Source organism: Stenotrophomonas sp. YJH_SMC_10 (assembly GCF_059371555.1).
This window is the reverse complement of record NZ_JCAFUS010000010.1, coordinates 58652-83325: the sequence shown is the minus strand read 5'-3', so window position 1 is coordinate 83325 and position 24674 is coordinate 58652. Positions and strand designations below refer to the sequence as shown.

General features: G+C 66.7%; 16 protein-coding genes and 1 tRNA gene. 7 read left to right on the top strand and 10 right to left on the bottom strand.

Annotation, left to right across the window (positions count from 1 at the left end; all coding sequences use genetic code 11):
• Nucleotides 1-40 precede the first annotated feature (40 nt).
• From AC5P9C_RS13900 to AC5P9C_RS13885, 4 genes are all read left to right on the top strand, one after another.
• Nucleotides 41-1387 (top strand): c-type cytochrome, encoded by a 1347-nt coding sequence (locus tag AC5P9C_RS13900; RefSeq protein WP_343541702.1) that lies wholly within the window; start codon nt 41-43, stop codon nt 1385-1387.
• Complete coding sequence (locus AC5P9C_RS13895) at nt 1384-2310, top strand: c-type cytochrome (RefSeq protein WP_343541700.1); 927 nt, start codon at nt 1384-1386, stop codon at nt 2308-2310. Before AC5P9C_RS13900 ends, AC5P9C_RS13895 begins: the two co-directional genes overlap by 4 nt.
• 115 nt (nt 2311-2425) lie before the next feature.
• On the top strand, nt 2426-4804 hold the full coding sequence (locus tag AC5P9C_RS13890) for a TonB-dependent receptor (RefSeq protein ID WP_343541697.1): 2379 nt from the start codon (nt 2426-2428) through the stop codon (nt 4802-4804).
• A gap of 8 nt (nt 4805-4812) precedes the next feature.
• A complete protein-coding gene (locus tag AC5P9C_RS13885) occupies nt 4813-6921 on the top strand; it encodes a phosphocholine-specific phospholipase C (protein ID WP_343541695.1) in 2109 nt (702 codons plus the stop codon).
• A 109-nt stretch (nt 6922-7030) separates the two neighbouring features.
• Here the strand turns inward: AC5P9C_RS13885 and AC5P9C_RS13880 are convergent, their stop codons facing one another.
• The 4 genes from AC5P9C_RS13880 to AC5P9C_RS13865 all read right to left on the bottom strand — a co-directional run bounded on the left by AC5P9C_RS13880 (nt 7031) and on the right by AC5P9C_RS13865 (nt 13237).
• On the bottom strand, nt 7031-8626 hold the full coding sequence (locus AC5P9C_RS13880; RefSeq protein ID WP_343541693.1) for an alkaline phosphatase D family protein: 1596 nt from the start codon (nt 8624-8626) through the stop codon (nt 7031-7033).
• Nucleotides 8627-8636: 10 nt separating this feature from the next.
• The gene (locus AC5P9C_RS13875) at nt 8637-11570 is read right to left on the bottom strand and encodes a TonB-dependent receptor (RefSeq protein WP_414615052.1); all 2934 of its coding nucleotides are present in this window, start codon (nt 11568-11570) and stop codon (nt 8637-8639) included.
• A gap of 141 nt (nt 11571-11711) precedes the next feature.
• Nucleotides 11712-12725 carry a FecR family protein gene (locus AC5P9C_RS13870; protein ID WP_343541960.1) on the bottom strand — a complete coding sequence of 338 codons (1014 nt, stop codon included), beginning with the start codon at nt 12723-12725 and terminating at the stop codon, nt 11712-11714.
• On the bottom strand, nt 12722-13237 hold the full coding sequence (locus tag AC5P9C_RS13865; RefSeq protein ID WP_049469036.1) for an RNA polymerase sigma factor: 516 nt from the start codon (nt 13235-13237) through the stop codon (nt 12722-12724). Before AC5P9C_RS13865 ends, AC5P9C_RS13870 begins: the two co-directional genes overlap by 4 nt.
• Nucleotides 13238-13372: 135 nt before the next feature.
• On the opposite strand from AC5P9C_RS13865, the gene AC5P9C_RS13860 reads away from it, so the two are divergent.
• Both AC5P9C_RS13860 and aceE read left to right on the top strand, forming a co-directional pair.
• Nucleotides 13373-13672, top strand: coding sequence for a hypothetical protein (locus AC5P9C_RS13860; protein WP_343541959.1), 300 nt, complete (start codon nt 13373-13375; stop codon nt 13670-13672).
• A 243-nt stretch (nt 13673-13915) separates the two neighbouring features.
• On the top strand, nt 13916-16588 hold the full coding sequence (gene aceE / locus AC5P9C_RS13855) for a pyruvate dehydrogenase (acetyl-transferring), homodimeric type (RefSeq protein WP_414615051.1): 2673 nt from the start codon (nt 13916-13918) through the stop codon (nt 16586-16588).
• Between the two features lie 49 nt (nt 16589-16637).
• Here the strand turns inward: aceE and AC5P9C_RS13850 are convergent, their stop codons facing one another.
• Complete coding sequence (locus AC5P9C_RS13850) at nt 16638-17120, bottom strand: LuxR family transcriptional regulator (protein WP_074725907.1); 483 nt, start codon at nt 17118-17120, stop codon at nt 16638-16640.
• A gap of 176 nt (nt 17121-17296) precedes the next feature.
• Here AC5P9C_RS13850 and AC5P9C_RS13845 point away from each other — a divergent pair, with 176 nt between their 5' ends.
• Nucleotides 17297-19627, top strand: a complete 2331-nt coding sequence (locus AC5P9C_RS13845) for a TonB-dependent receptor (RefSeq protein WP_495205187.1) — start codon at nt 17297-17299, stop codon at nt 19625-19627.
• A 59-nt stretch (nt 19628-19686) separates the two neighbouring features.
• Here AC5P9C_RS13845 and AC5P9C_RS13840 read toward each other — a convergent pair.
• From AC5P9C_RS13840 to recA, 5 genes are all read right to left on the bottom strand, one after another.
• Nucleotides 19687-19779, bottom strand: a tRNA-Ser gene (locus AC5P9C_RS13840).
• A gap of 78 nt (nt 19780-19857) precedes the next feature.
• Nucleotides 19858-20061 (bottom strand): carbon storage regulator CsrA, encoded by a 204-nt coding sequence (gene csrA, locus AC5P9C_RS13835; RefSeq protein WP_004152909.1) that lies wholly within the window; start codon nt 20059-20061, stop codon nt 19858-19860.
• 147 nt (nt 20062-20208) lie between these two features.
• Nucleotides 20209-22857 carry an alanine--tRNA ligase gene (gene alaS / locus AC5P9C_RS13830; protein ID WP_150827255.1) on the bottom strand — a complete coding sequence of 883 codons (2649 nt, stop codon included), beginning with the start codon at nt 22855-22857 and terminating at the stop codon, nt 20209-20211.
• 109 nt (nt 22858-22966) lie between these two features.
• The gene (recX, locus tag AC5P9C_RS13825; protein WP_049469023.1) at nt 22967-23458 is read right to left on the bottom strand and encodes a recombination regulator RecX; all 492 of its coding nucleotides are present in this window, start codon (nt 23456-23458) and stop codon (nt 22967-22969) included.
• A gap of 110 nt (nt 23459-23568) precedes the next feature.
• Nucleotides 23569-24606, bottom strand: a complete 1038-nt coding sequence (gene recA / locus AC5P9C_RS13820; protein WP_049420399.1) for a recombinase RecA — start codon at nt 24604-24606, stop codon at nt 23569-23571.
• Nucleotides 24607-24674: the final 68 nt, after the last annotated feature.

Sequence of the window (24674 nt, the reverse complement as noted above, 5' to 3'; positions counted from 1 at the left end):
AATCAATGAGCGCGCGCACGTGCTTGCCCAGAGTGCACCCATGCGCACCTCGATCAAGCTTGCCCTCGCTCTGGCCGCGACGTTGGCCGCCGCCTATGGCATCGCCCGCAGCATGCCGCACTGGTTCGCACCGCGGCAGACCGCGCAGGTCGACATCCACGATCCGGCGCTGATCGCGCAGGGGCGGTATGTGTCGCGCGCCGCCGACTGCGCGGCGTGCCACACCGCGCCGGGGGGCAGGCCGTTCGCCGGTGGCCTCGGCATGCAGACGCCGATGGGCACGATCTACTCGACCAATATCACCCCCGATCCGGATACCGGCATCGGTGCCTACGACTACGCCGATTTCGAGCGTGCGGTTCGCCGCGGCATCCGCCACGACGGCCAGCCGCTGTATCCGGCGATGCCGTACGCCTCATACGTGATCGCCCGCGATACCGAAATCAAGGCGCTCTATGCCTATTTCATGGCCGAGGTGCAGCCCGTGAGGCAGGACAACGCCGCCAGCACGATTCCGTGGCCGGCCAACATGCGCTGGCCGCTGGCCTGGTGGCAGCTGTTGTTCGCACGCCCGCGCAGCTTCAGCCCGGATCCGGCGCTGGATGCCGGCCAGCAGCGTGGTGCCGAACTGGTGGAAGGCCTGGCCCATTGCGGCGCCTGCCACACGCCACGCGGCCTGGCCTTCCAGGAAAAGGCGATGGCCGATGATGGCAGCCGCCAGTTCCTGTCCGGTTCGGTGCTGGAAGGCTGGTACGCGAAGAACCTGCGTAACGAATCGACAGGCCTGGCCAGCTGGAGCGAGGGCGAGATCGTCGAGTTCCTGCGCACCGGCCGCACTGATCGCGCTGCGGCTTTCGGTGGCATGGCCGACGTAGTCGAGCACAGCACGCAGTACCTGTCCGATGCCGACCTGCTGGCGATGGCGCGCTACCTCAAGCAGCTGCCGGCGCGTGAGGGACGCAGTGCGCAGTGGTCGCCCGGTACCGACACCACCACCGCCGCGCTGCGCAGTGGCGACTACCGTGCTGCCGGTTCGCTGGCCTACGCCGAGCACTGCCAGGCCTGCCACCGCGCCGATGGTCGCGGCATGCCCCGCGTCTATCCGGCGCTGGCTGGCAACTCGATCGTGTTCGCCGATGATCCCAGCTCGCTGGTGCAGGTGACCCTGACCGGCGGACGCACGCCGCACACCCCGCACGATCGCATGGCCTTCAGCATGCCGGGCTTCGAGCACCTGCCGAACGCGCACCTGGCGCAGATCCTGACCTTCATCCGCAGCAGCTGGGGCAACCACGCCAGCGCGGTGAGCGAGGTCGACGTGGCGCGCATGCGCCGGGTGGTGCGCGACAAGCCGGTGCACTACGTTCCGCAGGAGGCCGCACAATGAAGCGTTCGCGCACGCGTTCCCGCCTGCTGGCCGGCACTGCGATCACCCTGGTGATGCTGGCCGGCGCCGGTACCCTCGCCTACCGTCATCTGTATCCGGACCTGGATGCTGCCGTGGCCGCCACGATCGATATCCTCGATGCGCAAGGCAGACGGGTCGGCCACTACGCCGCGCCCAGCGCCGACGAGATTGCCGGCCTGGACAATGCCGGATCGGTGATGCTCGGCCGGCGCATCCTCAACGAGACCGCGCGGCTGCTGCCGGACAACGTCGGCAACGATCTGAACTGCAACTCATGCCATATGGCCGAGGGCAAGCGGCCTTTCGGCAATCACTACTTCAATACCGGCGGCGGCGCCTATCCGCGCTACATGCCGCGTCCGGGCAAGGTGATCGGGCTGCCCGAGCGCATCAACGGCTGCCTGCAGCGTTCGATGAACGGCAAGCCGCTGCCGAAGGACGCGCCGCAGATGCGCGCGATGCTCGACTACATGGCGTGGCTGAGCAGCCCGGTGCCAGAGGGTGCAACGGTGGCCGCGCCCAGTGAGGGCCCCATCGACAGCACGCTGACCCCGGACCCGGTCCGTGGCCAGGCGCTGTACGCCGTGCAGTGCGCCGCCTGCCATGGCGACAACGGCGAAGGACGGCGCGACGCCAGCGGTGACATCGCCTTCCCGCCACTATGGGGCGACCACAGCTTCAACATCGGCGCCGGCATGGCGCGCCTGTACAAGGCCGCCGGCTTCATCAAGCACAACATGCCACCGGCGGTGACCCGCGAGCCGCCACTGGGCCAGCAGGTGATGCCCGACCAGGATGCGGTGGACATCGCCGGCTATTTCATCAACCAGCCGCGGCCGGACTTCGCCAACAAGGGCAAGGATTGGCCACGCGACCCGAAACCCAAGGACGCGCGGTACTGAAGCAGGCCGCAGGTGCCGGCCGTCGCACAACACGATTCCTGCATCGTCACGTCATGCCGATGTCATTGGCGCTGCCGACACTCCGGGGCTTCCCTCCCCTGAAGGTCCGGTCTCGATGCGAATGTCTGCGCGCTTTCCCCGTGTCTCGCTGCTTGCCCTGCTGATCGCCCCCGCACTGGACGCCCTGGCTGGAGCACCGCAGGGCGATGCCGCTGAAGCGCGCAGCAGTGAGGCCCGCACCCTCGACCAGGTGCAGGTGATCGGCCAGGCCACCAGCTACGCCAAGACTTCGGTACGTGCGGAAACGCTGAACCGGCAGACCGTGATGAGCAGCGTCAACGACGCGCTCAATGAAGTCCCCGGCGTGGTGGTCAGCGAGGCCGACGCCACCGGTTCGTCGGTGTGGGGCACGCAGATCAGCATGCGTGGCTTCGTCACCAACCGTGACACCCAGCAGATCGGCACCACCATCGACGGCCTGCCCAACGGCGGCTCGGGCTATGGCGGCGGCTCGCTGGCCAACCGCTACATCGACACCCTCGACCTGGAAACGGTGGAGGTCAGCCAGGGCACCGCCGATATCTCCTCGCGCTCGAACGAGGCCCTCGGCGGCACGCTCAACTTCCTCACCAGCGACCCGCTGCAGGACAGCCGCCTGCGCTTCGTGGTCGGTGCCGGTGACAACGAGGCGCGCAAGTACTACGTGCGCTACGACACCGGCCTGCTCGGTGGCCACACCCGCGCCTGGGTCAGCGCCTCGTCGGCGCGCGTGCAGGACTGGATCGACGGCAGCGGCAAGGCCAGCAACGACCACATTGCCGGCAAGTTCATCACCCAACTCGACCGTTGGACGCTGACCGGCTACCTGTCCTACAACGATGCCGACGAGCCGGAATACACCAGTGTGTCGCCGAACGGCTTCGCCACCAATCCGGATCGCGACAACCTGGTCGGCACCCTCACCGGCATTCCCTACCTGGACCAGAACTACCGCTCCGGCTCGCGCGCGCTGCGCGAGAACACCTTCGGCTACCTGCGCGCGGCCTTCGATGCGGGCAACGGCTTCAAGGCTTCGGTGGCGGCTTACGGACACCGCATGCAAGGTCGTGGCGACTGGCTGCCACCGTACCTGGCGCAGGTCAGCGATGACGGTGCGGGCCGTCCCGAGTCAGAGTACCTCGGTGGCAAGACCGTGTACGGCGGCAGCAACCGTGGCCAGATCTTCTTCGTCAGTCCCGACGGCAGCGCCGCGCAGCGCCTGGCCAACTGCACGCCGCGGCTGGGCTTCACCGCCGAATACGATCCGGACTGCTATGCCGGCAACGTGCTGGGCGCGCAGTCCTACCGCCACACCCACTACGACAATGACCGCATGGGCGTGACCGCCGACGTCGAGTGGCGGCAGACCTTCGGTGCGATCGGCAACACCCTCCGGGGTGGCCTGTGGGTCGAGAAGCTGGATCGCTCGGCACGCCGCGACTGGCACCGCCTGCTCAACGTCGGCCAGGACATCGCCTTCGACCACCAGCCGTACTGGGTGCAGTTCGAAGACAAGTACAAAGTCGACGAGCAGATGTACTACGTCGAGGACGTCGCCCGCTTCGGGCCGTTCAGCGCGCGCCTGGGCGTGAAGCAGTTCTTCGTCGACCAGTCGCGCCGCCGGGTGATCGGCGCCAGCGAACACGTGACGTCCGATTCCAGGTCGGATCCGCTGCTCTCTACCGGCTTCACCTGGGCGCCGGGCGTGGAAGGCATGGAGCTGTTCGCGGGCTTCTCGCAGAACTTCGCCGCCATTCCCTCCGGCGTGCTCGGCGAGACCGACCCGCAGCGCTTCCGCAACGTCGAGCCGGAGACCGCCGACAACATCGAAGTGGGCATGCGCATCAGCCGCTGGCCGCTGACCGCCTCGGTCACGCTGTACAACATCAAGTTCGACAACCGCATCGTCTACCTGCCGGCCGGCTTCGTCAGCGGCATCGACTACCTGGGCGAGACCGACGGCGTCTACGAGAACTTCGGCGGCGTGGAAAGCAACGGCCTGGAAGCGGCGTTCGGCTATGGCTGGGACAACGGCTGGCGCCTCAACGCCGCCTATACCTACAACCGCTCCAAGTACCTGGGCAGTGGCGATGCCGCGCGTGATACCCAGTTGGGCATCGTCGACGGCGCCAAGGTGATCGGCCAGCCCGAACAGACCCTCGTCCTGTCGGCGGACTGGCAGGGCGAGAACTGGAACTTCGGCCTGTCCGGCCGTTACCTGGGCACGCGCTATCTCGACGCCGCCAACGTCAGCAAGCTGCCCTCGGCCACCGTGTTCAACGCCAACATCGGCTTCGACCTGCAGGGCCTGTCGCCGCGGCTGAAGGGCATGGGTGCCAACCTGGTGGTGAGCAATCTGACCGACAAGCGGTATCTTGCTGGGGTGGACGGCCGCGACAACGCCTTCATCGGCGCCCCGCGCACCGTCGGCATCTCCTTCCGTGTGGACCTGTGAGTGAGCCCGTGACCGATATCGGCCGACGCCGGTTGTTGCAGGCCGGCGTTGCCGCTGGCCTTTCCCCGCTGCTGCCCAGCATCGCCCGCGCCGCAGCGATCGCGCCTGCGGCGCAGACCCGCAGTCTGGAAGACCTGCAGCACATCGTGGTGTTCATGCAGGAGAACCGTTCGTTCGACCACTACTTCGGCACGCTGCCGGGGGTACGTGGTTTCGGCGATCGCTTCGTGGCCCCGGCGCCGGCACTGCAGGCCGGCGGTTGCACCCGCAGCCTGTGGCTGCAGCCCGACGCGAGCGGCACGCGCGCGATCGCCCCCTTCCCGCTGGATACCGGCGCGCACTTCGGCTACATGCGGGTGGAAGGCACGCCGCACACCTGGCCGGATGCACAGCGCGCCTGGGACCACGGGCGCATGGGGCAATGGCCGAAGGCCAAGCAGAACCACGCGATGGGCTACTTCCAGCGCAGCGATCTGCCGTTCCAGTTCGCGCTGGCCGATGCCTTCACGATCTGCGACGCCTACCACTGCGCGATGCAGGCGGGCACCAACCCGAACCGGGTCTTCCTGTGGACCGGCCACAACGACGCGCACGCGCGTGCCGGTGGCCCGGTGATCGCCAACTCGCACGACAACTTTCCCGAACAGGGTGGGCACCCGGCGTCGTATCGCTGGACCAGCTATGTCGAGCGCCTGCAGAAGGCGGGCGTGTCCTGGCAGATCTACCAGGACATGGCCGACAACTTCACCGACAACCCGCTGGCCGGCTTCGAAACCTTCCGCCAGGCCCACCGCGCAGCGCCAGGGCATGACCCGCAGCTGCGCGCACGCGGGGTCAGCACGCGTGGCCTGGCGCAGCTGCGCCAGGACGTCATCGACGGGCGCCTGCCGCAGGTCAGCTTCATCATTGCCGACGCGGCCGGCAGCGAGCACCCGGGACCCTCCAGCCCCGTCCAGGGCGCGGCCTATACCGCGCGCGTGCTGGATGCGCTGACCGCCGATCCGCAGGTGTGGAGCCGCACCGCCCTGCTACTGATGTTCGACGAGAACGACGGCTTCTTCGACCACATGCCGCCGCCGGCTCCTCCTTCACCGGTGGGCACTGGCTGGGCGGGTACGTCTTCGGTCAGCACCGAGGGCGAGTACCACCGCCATCCGGCACCGGGAGACGAGAAGTACGATGCCGCCGAGCTGCGCGGCCGCCCGTATGGGCTGGGTCCGCGCGTGCCGCTGTACGTGATCTCGCCCTGGAGCCGCGGCGGCTGGGTCGATTCGCAGATCTACGACCACACCTCGGTCATTCGACTGATCGAACGCCGCTTTGGTGTGGCGGCACCGGATATCTCGCCGTGGCGCCGCGCCGTCTGCGGCGACCTCAGCAACGCCTTCGACTTTGCCCAGCGCGATACCCGGCCGTTCGTCCGCGGCCTGCCGGACGTCAGCGCAGTGGCGGCACGTGCTGCTGCTTTGCCGGGACGCACCGTGCCCGCGCTGCCGGAGGGGCTGAAGCCGGCGAAACAGGAAAGCGGTGTACGCCCGGCGCGTGCCCTGCCCTATCGTCCACAGGCGTCGTTGGCGGCGGTCGACGCCTCGGGCGTGGATCTGACGCTGTCCTGCGATGGTGCGGCGGCCGTACTGCACGTCTACGACCGGCTGCGGCTGGAGGCGGTGCCCCGCCGCTACACGCTGGTCCCGGGCGTGCCGCTGCGCGAGCGCTGGCCGCTGGACGCCCAGGGTCGCTATGACCTGTGGCTGCTTGGGCCGAACGGCTTCCATCGTCACTTCCAGGGTGCGGCCAGGACGCCTGCCGTGCAGGCGTCGATTGATCACGCGGATGGCCAACTGCGGCTGCACCTGCGCAACCTGGAGGACAACGCACAGCCGCTGCGCATGCAGGCTGGCGCCTATGCCGGGCACATGCCAGAGCAGATGCTGGCACTGCCGGCGCGCGCGGAAACGACGGTGGCCTGGGACGCGGCACCCACGGCAGGCTGGTACGACCTGCGCGTCAGCGCGGGTGAGAGTGTGCTGCGTTTGGCGGGCCGCGCCGAGGATGGTCGCCCCGGCACCAGTGACCCGGCGATGGGCACCGAACCGCTGCGGTTCGAGCACGATTGAGGAATCCCCTGTAGAGCCGAGCCCACGCTCGGCTGCTTCTCGCCCTGGTCGCATTGCCCCGAAAAAGCAGCCGAGCGTAGGCTCGGCTCTACAGCGCAGACCGGTAGATTCAGGCCTCCTGCAGCCCCGGCCGGCCGTGCGCCACCGCGTAGCGCTTCCAGCTCTGCACGGTACCGTTCGGCCGCATCACCGTATCCAGCGTCTTCATGTCGCCGATCCACGCATCACGGGTGACATCGCACAGCACATAGCCACGCTTGTCGGTGGTCGCCTTCAGATTGGGGCTGTGCGCAAGCTGGTTGCGGGCGTAAGCGTCCACGCCCTGGCCATCGGCACCGGACGTGATCGAAGTGGCAAGGAACTCGCTGGAGACCACGCCCGAATCACGATGGTCCTGCACCAGGTCGCTGGCGTAATGCCGGTGCGCGTCGCCACAGGCGGTCACCACGTTGCCGAAGCCGACCTTCTGGATGTGGTCGAGCAGGCGCCGGCGGCTGTCCAGGTAGCCCGACCACTGGTCATCGGACGACTGCACCACCCCGTCCTTTTCGCGCATGTAGTTGCCCAGCGCCACCTGGTGGGCGATGGTGTGCCAGCGCGGCGCGGCATCGGCCAGCCCATCGAACAGCCAGCGCTCCTGCTTCGCACCGACGATGCTGCGCTCCGGTGATTCCACGTCCTCACGCAGCGCCATGTTCACCTGCTTGCTGCGGTACTGGCGGGTGTCGAGCAGGTGCAGGTCCATCAGCGTGCCGTAGCGTGCGCGCCGGTACAGCTGCATGTGGCCGTCGCGGGGGAAGGCCGAACGGCGCAGCGGCATGTTCTCGTAGTACGCCTGGAACGCCTGCGCACGGCGCAGCAGGAACACCTCGCTGGGCGTATCGTCCTGGTCCTCGGCGCCGGCCCAGTTGTTGTCCACTTCATGGTCATCGAAGGTGACGAACCAGGGGGCCGACGCGTGCGCGGCCTGCAGGTCGCCGTCGCTCTTGTACTGGGCGTAGCGTCGACGGTAATCGTCGAGCGTGTAGGTCTGCGGCCCGACATGATTGCGCAGGTTGGTGAACGGCTGGCCGTTCATCTTCCGCAGGCCTGGCTGGCTTTCGCCCTCGTAGATGTAATCACCGTAGTGGAAGACGAAGTCCAGCGGTTCCTCGGCGATGCGCCGCCACGCGGTGTAGTGGCCCTCTTCGTAGTGCTGGCAGCCGGCCACCACAAAGCGCACGCGATCCACCGCCGCCGTGGCCGCAGGCAGCGTGCGGGTACAACCGACTGCACTGGCGTGGCTTCCAACGGTGAAGCGGTACCAGTAGGGCCGTCCGGGCGCCAACCCGTCCAGTTCCACGTGCACCGCGTGGCCGAGTTCGGGATGCGCGAGCGCCGAACCCTGGCGTACCACCTTGCGCATGCCTTCGTCCGCTGCCAGTTGCCATTCGACCACCATCGGCCGGGCCGGCATGCCACCGCCGAACACCAGCGGCTCGGTCGCCAGCCGCGTCCACAGCACCATGCCATCGGCGGACGGATCACCCGAGGCCACGCCCAGGGTGAACGGTGTGCTGGCAAAGCGTGGCGAGGCCAGCAGGTTGCGCGGGTTCAGCGCGGTGGCATCGGCCTGCGCGGCCAGCGCGCGTGCCGTGCCCATCCAGGCGCCGGCGGCGGACAGGCCGGCCAGGGCCAGGAATCGCCTGCGATTGATCGTGTCCACGGCTGCGCCCTCAGTTGTAGATGATGTGGAAGTAGAAGAAGCGGCCGTAGTCGTCGATCTCGGTGCGGAAGCGCCCGTTCGGACCGGTGCTGTAGGTCGGCTGGGTGTTGAACAGGTTCTTGGCTTCGTACTTCAGCGTCACGTGCCTGCTGACCTTGTGGCTGAAGGCCATGTTGAAGGTCATGTACGGGTCGTAGTACGAGTCCAGCCACTGGGTATCGCCGAAATCGACCAGCATCCGGCTGCGATAGGTTCCGGACAGGCGCAGTTGCGAGCTCTTCCACGGCATGCGCCAGATCACCGAGCCATTGAGCGACCAGTCCGGCTGGTACAGCAGGCGGTCCAGGCGCCGCTCGGTGCCATCGGTGATGCGGTAGTTGGTGCGGCCTTCCAGCCGCGTGGCGTTGAAATACATGTCGAAGCGCTGGCGGCCCCACCGCAGGTTGCGGTTGGCCACCGCGAACTCGACGCCATGCAGCGTGGACTCATCGGTGTTCATCGGCTGGGTCACCCGGTAACGGGTGTCGCCCACGTTCTCGAAGGTGGTCAGGGTGTAGATGTCGTCCTTGATCACCTTGTCGAACAGCGCCACCGAAACCAGGCCGTTGTTGCCGTTGAAGTACAGATCCCAGGCCAGGTCGAGGTTGGTGGAACGGCGCGGCTGCAGGTCCGCATTGCCCTGCTTGATGGTGCAGAAGCCCCTGCCTTCCTCGTCGTCGCCACAACTGGTGCTGGTGGCCTGGGCGATGTTGCTCGGCGTCGGCCGGCCCAGCGTGCGGCTTGCAGAGAAGCGCAGGCGCTGGTCCTCGCTCAGCTTGAAGGTCGCGTTCAACGAAGGAAGCAGGTTGTTGTAGCCGCCACTGGTCGTGCGGAACGCCGGACTGTAGGAGGTGCCACCGTCATCGCTGAACGGGCTGTACGCATCGAAGCGGGTGTGGTCGTAGCGCAGGCCGCCGATCAGCAGCAGCCGGTCCCACGCGTAGTGCGCGGACACATAGGCGTTGGTGATGTCCTCCACGTACTTGTAGTCGCTGGTGAAGTTGGCATTGGGATACGCCGCATTGTTGTTGCCCAGTTTCGGCAGCAGTTGCTCGTTCCACTTGCGGTTGTCGATCAGCGGGAAGCCCGGCACGCTGCCCAGCAGCGTCGAACCCGGATACAGGTAATCGTTGAGCGTGGCACTGCTCTTGAAGTAGTCGAAGTCGATGTCCTGCCAGATCTTCAGGTGGCGGTATTCGGCGCCGGCGGCCAGGCCGAAGCCCCGCGCATCGGCGTCGATGTTGTAGCTGACGTCGGCGCGCAGGTTGTCGATGCTCTCCCTGGCGTTGCGGGGGGAGACGTAGGCCTGCGCAGGATTGAGCTTGAACGCGGAGCTGGTCAGCAGGCTGGAATCGGATACCGCCACCGCGTTGGGGAACCCGTGGCTGTCGTTCTCGTAGTCGACGAACAGATTGCTGGGGTAGGCGCGCACGCCCCAGTAGACCTGGTTGTTGTGGAAGGTCTCTTCGGTATGGCCGCCACGCAGGGTCAGCCGCGAACGCTCGCCGATGTCCCAGTTGAAGCTGGCGATCGCGCCCCGGTTGCTGCGGTCCCAACGGTCGTGGCGGTTCTTGATGTAGATGCTGTTGATCTGGGTGGTGCCGCTGTCCTCGGTCTGGTTGCGGATCGGGAACTTGGCATTGCCATACAGATCGGTCTTGTTCATCGTCGAGTTCTCGTAGAACCGGTACGAGTACAGCAGCAGCGATGCGTAGAACGGGTCATCCGAGGGCTTCCACTCAAGCTTGGCGGAGCCACCGAAGTTGGTGATGAAGTTGGTATAGGTGCCGGTGCTGAAGTTGCCAGGCGCGCGCAGCCCGTTCCAGCCCTTGGCTTCGTCCGGCCCGGTGGTGCCGTCGGTGAGGTACTTGCCAGCGTCGTTGTAGTAGTAGTTCGACTCCACCCAGCGCTTGACGCTGTTGCGCGAGCGTTGCTCGTAGCGGGCCACCGCAACGATGCCGAATTCCTGGTCGGCGCCGAACGGGCTGGAGAACACCATCTTGGCGCTCTTGCCGAAGTGACCGAGCGTCTCGTGGTTGCCGCCAGCGCTGCGCTCGACGTTGGTCTCGGCGGTCGAATAGATGCCTGCCACATCGGCAAACACGTACTTGCCGGACCGGTCGAAGGCACTGCGGCTGATGATGTCGATCACACCGCCGATCGCGTCCGGTGCCTGCTCCGCACTGAAGCTCTTGTAGATGTCGGTGCGGGTGCCGATGTCGCTGGGAATCAGCTGCAGGTTGTTCATGCGCTCACCCGAGCCGCTGCCCCCCACGCTCGCAATGGCAATGCCATCGATGGTGGTGTAGTTGAGATTGGCCTGCACGCCGCGCACGGTCACGTAGCGTGGCTCGCCGGCATCTTCCACCGCGCTCAGGCCGGGCGCGGCCATCAGGCTTTCGGCCAGGGTTTCGTCGCCGTAGCTGTCCATCTCATCGTAGACCACCGAATCCTTGATCACCGGCGAGGTCTTCTTCTGGTCGATCACCTCATGCGCGGCAATCACCTTCACCGTGCCCAGCGTCGGCGCGACCATCGCCTCGGCTTCGCGCGGCTTCGGTACGGCTGGCTTCGGCGCGTCGTGCACGGGGGCCGGGTCGATGGCGATGACATTGCCATCCACCACGGTGTAGCCCAGTCCGCTCCCCGCCAGCAGTGCGTCCAGCGCCTGCCTGACGGTGGCACCGCGCGGCACCGCACCGGCCATGCGGGCATCGCCATCGGCCGAGTACAGGAACTGGACGCCGGAAATGCGCGACAGCTGCTCCAGCGCGCGCGCCAGCGGCTGTGCCGCGATCGGCGTGGACACGCGCGCCTGCAGGCCATCGGGCGCGGCAGCGAAGGCCGGTGCCACGCTACAGGGAGACAGGGCGAGGATGATCGACAGGTAGAGCGTGTTGCGCATCACGGGTCCTTGCAGGAGAGAAGACAGCAGGCGCCGCTGCGTGACTCGGCAGCGGCTTCTCCCATGTAAGAGCCCGCATCCGCCGAAGTGGAGAACGCGGATTCGATGAATTTTTTCTGACAGCGCGCGCCCACACCGGGTTCAGCGGCTGCCGACCCGCACCGTATCGCCCTCGCGCCGCACCACGAAACGCGGGTCGCGCTCGAGGAAGGCCTGCAGCGCACCGATGCGATGCGCATCGAGACTGCCGGACAACCGCGCCGATGCCGCGCCTTCGTCCAGCACGCGCACCTGCACCTGGTTGTGCCGATTGAAGGCAGCAGCCACTTCGTCCAGGCGCTCGTCAAGGAAGGACACTTTGCGCTGCTGCCAGTCCAGCAGCATCGACAGTGGCATGTCCAATGACTCCACCGCATGGCTGCGCGCGTCGACCTGCACCACCCGGCCCTGCCCCAACTGCGCCAGGCGGCGGGCGCCCGCGCCCTGGCTCCAGACTTCGACCTTGCCGGAAACCACACCGATGCGCGTGCTCTGCAGCCGTCGCGACACGTCGAAGACGGTGCCGATGTCTCGGATCTCCAGGCCGTTCACTTTCACCTCGAACGGACGGCGGTCGCGGGCGATGTCGAACGTGGCCTCACCCTGCAGCAGCTCCACCTGGCGACCGAACCAGCCCATGCGCACCCGCAGGCGACTGTCCGCGTTCAGTCGCACCTGGGTCTGGTCAGGCAGCACCAGGTCGCGCAGTTCGGCGTGACCGGTGCCATGGATCTGCTCGCTCGGCATCATCCAGGGCAGCAGGCCTGCGGCCAGAACGCCGATGCAGGCCGCCGCCATCCTCCAGCGCGCGCGGCCGTAGCGTGGCGTGGCGCCCGTCGGCGCTGGTGCAGTGCCGAACAAGGGCACGACCTTCGCCGACACCGGCGATGCCACCGGCAACGCTCCGGGCACCTGCGACTGCAGCGCCTCGCCCACCTGCCGGTGCAACGCGAGAGCACGCAGGTAGGCGCGCACATGCTCGGGCGAGCGCTTCATCCATTCCAGCAACGCAGCGCGTCCCGCTGCATCCAGCGTTCCCTCGCGATTGCACAGGAACCAGTGCGCCGCCTCACGGGCGACCTCGTCGTCCAGCCACCGCGATGGATCCCGGTTCATGCGCGCTCCCTGGCGCGCAGCGCCTTCCTGCAGGCTTCCAGCCCCTTGCCGATGTGCTTGCGCACCATGTGCACCGACACCTGCAGCTGCTGGCTGATTCCGGGGCAGTCCAGCCCGTCGCGGTAGTGCAGTTCCATCACCCGCCGGGTGGTCGCCGGCAGCTGCTCGATGGTGCTGCGGATGTCGTTCCAGCGCTGTGCGCGTTCGAACTCGCCTTCGATGTCTTCTTCGCTCTTCAATACTTCGGCCAGCAGATCGACGTCTTCCAGTGGCGGCAGCGACGAGCGTGCGCGTGCATGCTCGCGCGCCAGGTTGGCGGCCACGGTGAACAGGTAGGCTTCCGGATTCTCGACGGCATCGGCGTGCTCGCCGGTGCTGCGCAGCAGGCGCAGGTAGACCTCCTGTGCCAGGTCTTCGGCATCCTCGCGGGCCGAGCCGCGGCGCAGGAAGAAGCCACGCAGCAGCCGGCGCCGCAGTTCGTAGCGCTGCTCCCAGATCCTCACGCTGTTCACGGCCGGCCAACCCTCCGCAGGCTGGAAAGCCCCGCAGGGTGACGGTCGTCGATGACAGGGGCGTTTCAGCGAGCGGCGGGCAACCGCTAGACTGCCGCCCCCGCCACCGCGGCGACCCGCACAAGGAGTGCTCCAATGAACGCACGCACCGCCATCAATACCCTCAGCAGCCTGCTGTTCCTGCTGCTGGTTGCGCACACCACGGCCTACCAGCAGCAGATGTGGCCGCCCAGCCGGGTCGTCCACGAGCATCCGGTCGTGGTCGCCCTCGCCTACGCGCTTGGGCTGCTGACGCTGCTGCTGTGGATCGCCGGCCCGCGTGCGCCGGAGACCACCCAGCGGCTGGCGCGCGGGCTGCCCATCGTTGCCTGGTGCCTGCTGGCCATCGGCGTGGCGATCATTCCGGTGTTCTTTCCCGGCCTGCTCCCGGGCTGACCGGTTGGCACGACCGGCGCACTGCCGATGATACGGCGCGCGGCGCCAACCCCGGCTTTGCAGAGACCCAAGCCCGCGCCGCCTATCGACGCCGGCCGCGCGGGCCTAGGCTGGCGCTCTCGGTGACCGCCACGGTCGCCCTTCGCGTCACGGCCCCGCCGTTGCGACCCCGCTCCAGTGCTGTGCGCCCTGCCGGTGTTGTCGCCCCGGTGGATGTCCGACCGGCGCCCTCTGGAGACAGCCATGAACCCAACCCCGATCCCCTTCGATACCGACCCGCTGGAAACACGCGAGTGGCGTGAATCGCTGGAGGCGGTGATGCAGGCCGGCGGGCGACCGCGCGCGCACTACCTCATCGACCAGCTGAGCGAGCTGGACGCCCAGCAGCACGGCGACCTGCATGCCCGTGCCTGGACCGCCTACGTCAACACCATCCCGGCCGAGCGCCAGCCGGCCTACCCCGGTGACCTGGCCATCGAGCGCCGCCTGAACGCGATGATCCGCTGGAACGCGATGGTAATGGTGCTGCGTGCCGGCAAGCACTCGAACGTCGGCGGCCACATCGCCACCTACCAGTCGGCAGCGGTGCTGTACGACGTGGGCTTCGACCACTTCTTCCGTGGCCGCACCGATACCTTCGACGGCGACCTGATCTACATCCAGGGCCATTCGGCACCCGGCATCTATGGCCGCGCCTACGTGGAAGGCCGCATCGACGCGGCAACGATGGACAATTTCCGCCGCGAAGCCGGTCGCGAGGGCCTGTCTTCATACCCACATCCGCGCCTGATGCCGGAGTTCTGGCAGTTCCCCACCGTATCGATGGGACTGGGCCCACTCACCGCCGCCTACCAGGCGCGCTACATGCGTTACCTGGAATACCGCGGCCTGAAAGAACAGCAGGGGCGCAAGGTCTGGGCCTTCCTCGGCGACGGCGAGATGGACCAGCCCGAGTCGCTTGCGGCGATTTCGCTGGCCGGCCGCGAGCGGCTGGACAACATCGTGTTCGTGGTCAACTGCAACCTGCAGCGCCTGGACGGGCCGGTACGCGGCAATGCCAAGGTCATCCAGGAACTGGAAGGCACCTTCCGCGCGGCCGGCTGGAACGTGATCAAACTGATCTGGGGCAGTGGCTGGGACGACCTGCTGGCCCGGGACCACGACGGCCTGCTGCGCCGGCGCATGATGGAATGCGTGGACGGCGACTACCAGACCTTCAAGTCGCAGAATGGCGCCTACGTGCGCGAGCATTTCTTCGGCCGCTATCCCGAGCTGCTGGAGCGGGTCGCACACATGAGCGACGACGACATCTGGGCGCTGACACGTGGCGGCCACGATCCGCAGAAGGTGTTCGCCGCCTACCAGCAGGCAGTGGACACCCGTGGCCGCCCGACCGTGATCCTGGCCAAGACGGTCAAGGGTTTCGGCATGGGTGAAGCCGGCGAAGGCCAGAACATCAACCACCAGCTGAAGAAGATGAGCGCCGACGCGGTGCGCGCCTTCCGCGACCGCTTCAACCTGCCGGTCAGCGACGACCAGCTGGAGGAAATGCCGTACCTGCGCCCGGAGCCGGGCAGCGCCGAGGCCGCCTACTTCGCCGGGCGCCGCCGCATCCAGGGCGGCCAGCTGCCGGCGCGCCTGGCCAGGGTCGATCCGCTGCCGCTGCCGCCGCTGTCGATCTTCAACACCCAGCTGCAGGGCAGCGGCGATCGCGGCCAGTCCACCACCATGGGCTTCGTGCGCATCCTCAGCAGCCTGCTGAAGGACCCGGAACTGGGCAAGCGGGTGATTCCGATCGTGCCCGATGAATCGCGCACCTTCGGCATGGAAGGCCTGTTCCGCCAGATCGGCATCCACTCCTACCTGGGCCAGCTGTACACGCCGCAGGATGCCGGCCAGCTGAGCTATTACAGGGAAGCCAAGGACGGCCAGATCCTGCAGGAAGGCATCAACGAATCCGGAGCGATCTGCTCGTGGATTGCCGCCGGCACCGCCTACAGCAACCATGGCCTGGCCACGATCCCGTTCTACATCTTCTATTCGATGTTCGGCCTGCAGCGCGTCGGCGACCTGGCCTGGGCCGCTGCCGACGCGCGTACGCGTGGCTTCCTGCTCGGCGCCACCTCGGGCCGTACCACGCTGATGGGCGAAGGCCTGCAGCACGACGACGGCCACAGCCACGTGCTGTCGTCGGTGATCCCCAGCTGCGTGTCCTACGACCCGACCTACACCTACGAGCTGGCGGTGATCATCCACGACGGCCTGCGCCGCATGTATGTCGAGCAGGAAGACATCTACTACTACATCACCGTGCTCAACGAGAACTACCCGCAGCCGGCACTGCCCGAAGGCGCCGAGGCCGGCATCCTGAAGGGCCTGTACCTGCTGCATCCGGCAGCCGCCGACAACGCTTCGCAGCCGCGCGTGCAGCTGATGGGCAGCGGCGCGATCCTGCGCGAGGTGGAAGCGGCGGCCGACCTGCTGCAGCAGGACTTCGGCATCGCCAGCGATGTGTGGAGCGCGACCAGCCTGACCGAACTGCGCCGCGACGGGCTGGCCGCTGAGCGCTGGAACCTGCTGCATCCGGCCGAAGAACCGCGCGTACCCTACGTGCAGCAGTGCCTGCAGGGCCATGAAGGCCCGGTGGTGGTGGCCACCGACTACATGAAGATCGTCGGCGACCAGATCCGGCCCTTCATCAACGACCGGCGCTTCATCGCGCTCGGCACCGATGGCTTCGGCCGCTCGGATACACGGGAAGCGCTGCGCACGTTCTTCGAAGTGGATCGCCACTTCATCGTGCTGGCCGCCCTGAAGGCCCTGGCCGACGAAGGCCGCATCGAGCGCTCGCGGATGCAGGATGCCATCGACAAGTACCGCATCGACATCGGCAAGCGCGACCCGGCCGCAGTGTAAGACAGCCGTGTTCACCACGCCCGTCGCGGGCGTGGTGAACACCGCAACGCTACGGCATGCGCTTGAACAGGTTGGTCTGCAGGATCGGTGTACCGTCGTGGGCGTAGAACGCCTTGGTCTCGGTCATCGTCGCGTGGTCATCGGCCACCGTGTAGATGCGGGTGGAGGCCGGCGTGCCGTGGTCCACCAGCTGCATCACCAGCGTATTCGGCGCCGGCAGTTTCAGGTTGGCCTTGTCCGCGCCGTAGGTGCCGGACAAGGCACCCGGCGTGCCATCCAGCGCCAACGTGCCGTCGGACTTCATGGTCTTGCCGTCGTGCAGGACGATGTCCACGTGCGAGCTCCAGCGGCCACCCCCGGCATCCCTGAACTCCAGCACCACCCGCTTCGGGCGCTGCGCTTCGGGTAATGCCGAGGTCGCTGTATCCAGCGACCAGCGCCCCAGCAGCGGCGACGGGGATGCCTCCCCGGCCAGTGCCGACGCGATCGGCAGCGAGCACGCACACAACAACACCGCGGACAACAGCTTCATACGTTGCTCCGTTCCAGTGGAGAAGGCACTGCATTGACGGGTGGCGGGGGCAGCGCCTCGGATCGTGCACGGCATCGGCGGGCCGCGCAAGGCGCGGGCGACACGCGCCGCCCCCCCTTCTTGTCCACCCAAAGAGTTACGTTATAACATTTCACTTTATCTTCACGGATCGCATCATGCGTCGCCACCTGCTTGCCTCAGCCATTCTGTTCGCCGTCCACACCGCCCACGCTGCGGACGCGCCCACCCTCCCCACCCTCCAGGTCCAGGCCGCCCCGCCCTCGCGCATCGACAGCCGGGTCACGGTCGACAATCCGCAGGCCCAGAACCGCACGCTCGGCGGCCTGCTCGAACACGTCTCCGGCGTGCAGAACAGTGCCTTCGGGCCGAACGCGGGCGCCCCGGTCATCCGCAGCCTCAGCGGCAATCGCGTGCAGATCCTGCAGGACGGCCAGTCCATCCTCGGCATGAACGCGATCAGCGGCGACATCAACATTCCGTTCGATCCCCTGTTCGTGCGCAGCGTCACCGTCAACAAGTCCTCGGACACCGTGCGCTACGGCGGCAATGCGATCGGCGGCAGCGTGGACATCGATTCGGGTCTGATCTCGCGCAGCATGGAAGACAAGGACCAGTCGATGGAACTGGTCCTACGCAAGGGCTTCAATGCCGCCGACGCGCAGGGCTTCCGCATGAACTTCAACAACCAGCGCAACCTCTCGACCAACCTGCAGGTCTCGCGCCAGCGCATCTCGCACTACGACATCCCCGGCAACAGCAAGGCCGCCGTCTGCAACACCCGCCTGTTCCCGCCGACCGGCGGCGTCAACTCGGCGCTGGCCGACAGCTGCCAGAAGGAGGCACGCGTCCAGCAGATCTACAACAAGGCCTCGCAGCCCTACATCGACCAGTTCATGACCGAGAATCCTGACTGGGCCGATGGCGATTTCTCGTTCTACACCAACAGCCCGACCTCGGTCTGGCAGCGCCGCACCTATATCAACCCGGTCAACCCGGCCTATGTCGCTGGCACGCCGTCGTATGTGCAGAAGCAGATCAACAACGATGTAACGCCCGATTACCATCACCGGCTGGGCAACAGCTATGCGCGCAGTTCGCAGGTGGCCGCCGGCTCGACCCTGTTCTTCGATCGCGGCTACGTCGGTGTCAGCATCGATGCCAAGGACAGCGAGTACGGCGTGCCGGGCTTTTCGATGCAGAACCTGTCATTCGGTTCGAACTACGCCGACGGCCTGCCGGTGGGCGTGGTGATCAGGCAGGAGCGCTACGCGCTGGAAGCCCTGCTGCGCGATCCGCTGCCGTGGTTCGAGCGTGCGGAACTCCGCGTTTCCAGGCTGGACAACACCTCGGGCGAGCGGCTGGGCGCCACCAGGGCCAACGACTACGATTTCGAGAGCACCCAGGCCGAAATGCTGCTCAGCCATCAACGCATCGGCCCGCTCAGCGGCCTGCTCGGCTTCAGCCACCAGTCGCGTGACGTCACCGGCAGCGGCTCGCAGCGCTACCTGCCTGACGTCGACACCCGCAGCAATGCGGTGTTCGTGAAGGAAACGCTGGACTTCGGTTGGGTCGCGTTCGATGCCGGCGTACGCCATGAGCGGACCGATCACACGCTTCAGCCCAGCCGCTTCAGGACCGCGCGCAATGCCGCCAACACGAAACTGCAGGATCGCGCCTACCGGCTCAACAGCTACAGTCTGGGTTCCTATGTGGAGCTGGGCCCCTTGTTCGCCGCCAAGCTGCGCTACGCGTCCTCGCAGCGCGCACCGGAGATCAACGAACTGTATGCCAGCAACGCGCACTATTCGGTGATGACCCAGGAAGAAGGCAACCAGAACCTGGAGCCAGAGCACGCGAAGAATCTCGAACTGACCGGCCTGTTCCACATCGGAGGTTTCGAGCTGTCGGCCACCGCCTACCGGATGAAGTACCAGAACTATCTCTACCTTGGCTACTCCGGCCTGCAGACCGCCAACCGCCTTCCGTTGAAGTACTGGAAGCAGACCGACATCACGGTGAAGGGGTTCGAGATCGACGCATCGCAGGCACTGGATCTGGGTCGATACGGCACATTGAACGTCTCCGCCTTCGCCGACCTGGTGAAGAACAAGGCCGACCACCCTGATTCACTGCGCGCCCACAACGATGGCGAGTACCTGCCGAACATGCCGACCAACCGCTACGGTGCCAGCCTGCAGTGGCAGCGCCAAGGCTGGAAGGCGCAGCTCTCCAGCACGTACTACGGCGCGCAGAAATACCTCGGCCGCAACGTCAGCGAAGAAGTGCCGCTGGATGCATTCAACCTGGTCGACCTGCAGGTCAGCCGTGAACTTCCGGTGCGCAACAGTTACGTCGCCGGCATGGAGGTGTTCGTCAACGGCAGCAACCTGCTCAATGAGGAAGCGCGTCCACACAACTCGCCGCTGAAATACATCGCGCCGTTGCCGGGGCGTGGTTTCCAGGTCGGTGTGACGGTACGGCTCTGAAGACCGGCCATAAAGAAAAACGCCTGCAGATCGAGGATCTGCAGGCGCTTCTTTGTATCTGGCGGAGTGAGAGGGATTCGAACCCTCGATAGAGCTTTTGACCCTATACTCCCTTAGCAGGGGAGCCCCTTCGGCCACTCGGGCATCACTCCGGGGTTTTCTCCGCGTCTGGTGCGGTGCACCTCAGCGGGGCGTGAATCATAACGTTAATCGAGTGCGAAGGTAAAGCGTTATTCGGCAGAATTTTCGCTGCCGGTGCCACCGGCTTCGTCACCGCGCTGGATGCGCTGATAGATCTCTTCGCGGTGCACAGCGACGTCCTTCGGTGCAGTGATGCCGATACGCACCTGGTTACCCTTGACGCCAAGCACGGTGACGCTCACCGAGTCACCGATCATCAGGGTTTCGCCGACGCGGCGAGTCAGGATCAACATTTTTGTAAGTCTCCATGGAACCGTGTGGAAGGGTATCCCCCACCGGCTTGACGCTCCGTCAAGAAGCGCTACCACGACAAAGGGAAAAGATTCGCAATGGTACCGTCAGCCGTCCCGCTCCTACAAGGAGGGGGACGGCCGGGTTCATCACAGGCGGGGGCTGACCCATTCGACGACTGCAGCCAGCGCAGTGGCAAGGGCGGGCCCGTCCTCACCACCACCCTGGGCGAGGTCCGGGCGTCCGCCGCCCTTGCCCCCGATCTGACTGGCAATGTGGGACAACAGTTCCCCGGCCTTGACCTTGCCCATTGCGCTGCCGTTCACGCCGGCCACCAGGGCCGCCTTGCCGTCCTGGGCGCCGGCCAGGACGATCACCGCGTCGCCCAGCTGCTGCTTCAGGCGGTCCATGGCATCGCGCAGGGCCTTGGCGTCAAAGCCTTCCAGGCGGGCGGCCAGCACCTTCACACCGGCAACCTCGACCGCCTGGCCGGACAGGTCGGCGGTAGCGCCGGCGGCGACCTTGGCCTTCACCGCCTCCAGTTCGCGCTCCAACTGCTTCTGGCGCTGGCCGAGGGCACGGATCTTCTCGACCACGTCGGCGGCGCTGCCACCGAGCAGTTCGGCGGCTTCGGCCAGGCGGGCCTCCTCGGCGTCCACGTAATCCAGGGCGCCCTGGCCGGTGACCGCCTCGATACGGCGCACGCCGGCCGAGACACCGCCCTCGGAGGTGATCTTGAACAGGCCGATGTCGCCGGTACGGTTGACGTGGGTACCACCGCACAGCTCGGTGGAGTAGTCACCCATCTTCAGCACGCGCACGTGCTCGCCATACTTCTCGCCGAACAGGGCCATCGCGCCGAAGTCCAGCGCTTCCTGCATGCCCATGGTGTGGACTTCGGCCGCGTTGTTGGCGCGTACCTGCTGGTTGACCTTGCGCTCGATCAGTGCCAGTTCTTCCGCGCTGATCGGCTGGAAGTGCGAGAAGTCGAAACGCAGGCGGTCCGGAGCGACCAGCGAGCCCTTCTGCTGCACGTGGGTGCCCAGCACTTCGCGCAGGGCGGCATGCAGCAGGTGCGTTGCCGAGTGGTTGAGGATGGTGGCGCCGCGGCGCTCGCCATCGACCTGGCCGGCGAGCACGTCGCCGACCTTCAGGCCGCCTTCGGACAGGGTGCCGACATGGCCATGGAACTGGCCGGCGAACTTCTGGGTGTCTTCCACTGCCAGGCGCACGCCGTTGCCGGCAAGCACGCCCGTGTCGCCGACCTGGCCGCCGGACTCGGCATAGAACGGCGTCTGGTCGGTGATGACGATGACCGCGTCCCCGGCCGCGGCCGACTGCACCGGACGGCCGTCCTTGAGCAGGGCCAGTACGGTCAGGCCGTCGGCCTGCAGGCGGTCATAGCCGAGGAAGCGGGTCGGGCTGAGCGTCGCCACCAGCTCGGCAGGCAGGCTGACGCCGCCGCCGAACTTGCCGGCCGCACGGGCGGTTTCGCGCTGCTGCTCCATCGCGGCATCGAAGCCGGCGATGTCGACGGTCAGGTCGCGCTCGCGGGCGATGTCCTGGGTCAGGTCGAGCGGGAAACCGTAGGTGTCGTACAGGCGGAAGGCGTCAACGCCCGGGATCACGCCGTTGCTGGCCTTGCCGGCCACGTCCTCGAAGATCTTCATGCCGGCATCGAGGGTTTCGGCAAAACGTTCTTCCTCGGCCTGCAGCGCACGGGTGACGGTGTCCACCGCCGCCGGCAGTTCCGGATAGGCCTCGCCCATCTGCTCGACCAGGGTTGGCACCAGCTTGCTGAAGAACGGCTGGCGCACGCCCAGCATCCAGCCGTGGCGCAGGGCGCGGCGGATGATACGGCGCAGCACGTAGCCACGGCCTTCGTTGGACGGCAGCACGCCGTCGACGATCAGGAACGAGCAGGCGCGGATGTGATCGGCGATCACGCGCAGCGACTTGTTCTCCAGGTCGGCGGTGCCGGTCAGCTCGGCGGCCTTGCGGATCAGCGCCTGGAACAGGTCGATCTCGTAGTTGGTGTGCACGTGCTGCAGGATCGCCGCCAGGCGCTCCAGGCCCATGCCGGTGTCCACGCACGGCGCCGGCAGCGGCACCAGGGAGCCGTCCGGCTGGCGGTCGAACTGCATGAACACCAGGTTCCAGATCTCGATGAAGCGATCGCCGTCTTCATCCGGGGAGCCCGGAGGACCGCCGGCGATGTGGTCGCCGTGGTCGTAGAAGATCTCGGTGCACGGGCCGCACGGGCCGGTGTCGGCCATCTGCCAGAAGTTGTCCGAGGCGAACGGTGCACCCTTGTTGTCGCCGATGCGCACGATGCGCTCTTCCGGCACACCGACCATGTCGCGCCACAGCGCGTAGGCTTCGTCGTCGGTCTGGTACACGGTGACCAGCAGGCGCTCGGCCGGCAGTTTCCAGACCTGGGTCAGCAGCTCCCAGGCCCAGGCGATCGCGTCCTTCTTGAAGTAGTCGCCGAACGACCAGTTGCCCAGCATCTCGAAGAAGGTGTGGTGGCGGGCGGTGTAGCCGACCTGGTCGAGGTCGTTGTGCTTGCCGCCCGCGCGCAGGCAGCGCTGGACGTCGGCCGCACGCACGTAGCTGCGCTTTTCCGCGCCCAGAAACACGTCCTTGAACTGCACCATGCCGGAGTTGGTGAACAGCAGGGTCGGATCGTTGCCCGGCACCAGCGGCGCCGACGGCACGATGGTGTGGCCTTTGCCCTTGAAGAATTCAAGGAAGTCGCTGCGGATCTGGGAGGTCGTGAATTTGGCGGATGCGTTCATTGGGGGCTGGCAGTCTGCGGGCCGGCGGGCCCGGACCACCGGCCGCGTTGGCCAGGGTCGCGAGGGACCGCCGAAAACCTAAAGGGTATCAGGCCCGGCGCCGCCAGTCTCAGTCATCCGGGTCATAGCGGGTCGCACGGCGGATGCTGTCGCCGTCGAAGCCCCGCCGGGCCAGCAGATCAGCGGCCTTGCGCCGCTGCGCCAGGTCCTGCGGACCCGCCTCGCCGAAGCGCCGACGCACCAGGTCGCGGGCGTTTTCCTGCCAGTCGCCCTCATAGCTGTCCATCGCTGCGGCAATCGCGCCACTGTCCAGGCCGTGGGTGCCCAGCTCGGCACGGATATGGATCGGCCCATAACCGGTGTTGGCGCGCATCCTCACCAGGTTCTCGGCGAAACGGGTGTCGTCCTGCCAACCGGCTTCGGTCAGTTTGGCGACAGCGGCCTGCGCGGCTTCGTCTTCGATGCCGCGGGCGGTCAGCTTGCGGGTGAGTTCCTTGCGCGAATGCTCGCGGCGGACCAGCAGGCCCAGCGCGCGTTGCACGGGCGTCTGCTCGCGCGGCCGGCGCTTGCGGCCGGTGGGAATGTCATCGGCGTCGGACATCGGTACTCCAAGGGTGGCGCCATCCGTGGCGCCGTGCCCGTCCCTGGGCGATTCGAACCTGCGGGACAGGGCGACGTCACTGACGGCGCCGCCCTGCCCCACAGCAAGCCTTACTCGTCGTCGCCTTCGTCGTCGCCTTCCTCGCGGGCCGCTTCGGCCGGCTGGAACTTCTCGCGAAGCTCGGCCTCGAGCTTTGCGGCAACGGTCGGGTTGTCGCGCAGGTAGCCACGGGCATTATCCTTGCCCTGGCCGATGCGCTCTTCACCGTAGCTGTACCAGGCACCGGCCTTCTCGACCAGCTTGGCATCCACGCCCATGTCGATCAGCTCGCCTTCGCGGCTGATGCCCTCGCCATACAGGATCTCGGTGATGACCTGCTTGAACGGGGGCGCCAGCTTGTTCTTGACGACCTTGATCTTGGTCTGGTTGCCGATGATCTCGTCACCCTTCTTGATCGCGCCGATGCGGCGGATGTCCAGGCGGACCGAGGCGTAGAACTTCAGCGCGTTGCCGCCGGTGGTGGTTTCCGGGCTCTGCCCCGGCATCATCACACCGATCTTCATGCGCAACTGGTTGATGAAGATCACCAGCGTGTTGGAGCGCTTGATGTTGCCGGTCAGCTTGCGCAGCGCCTGGCTCATCAGACGGGCCTGAAGGCCCGGCAGCTGGTCGCCCATCTCGCCTTCGATTTCGGCCTTCGGCGTCAGCGCGGCAACCGAGTCGATCACCAGGATGTCGACCGAACCCGAACGCACCAGCATGTCAGCGATTTCCAGCGCCTGCTCACCGGTATCCGGCTGCGACAGCAGCAGGTCGTCCACGTTCACGCCCAGCTTGGCGGCGTAGATCGGGTCCAGCGCGTGCTCGGCATCGATGAAGGCCGCAGTGCCGCCCATCTTCTGGCATTCGGCGATGGCCTGCAGGGTCAGGGTGGTCTTGCCCGAGGATTCCGGCCCGTAGATTTCGACGACACGGCCCTTCGGCAGACCGCCAATGCCCAGTGCGATGTCGAGCATCAGCGAACCGGTCGGGATGGCCTCGACGGGCTCGACCACGCGGTCGCCCATGCGCATCACCGAGCCTTTGCCGAACTGCTTCTCGATCTGGCCCAGAGCAGCAGCCAAGGCGCGCTTCTTGTTCTCGTCCATCGTATTGGTCCTTGCAGAGGTCATGTCGTTGGGGGTGCTGTCTTTGGGGGTCTTCTTTGCCATGGGTT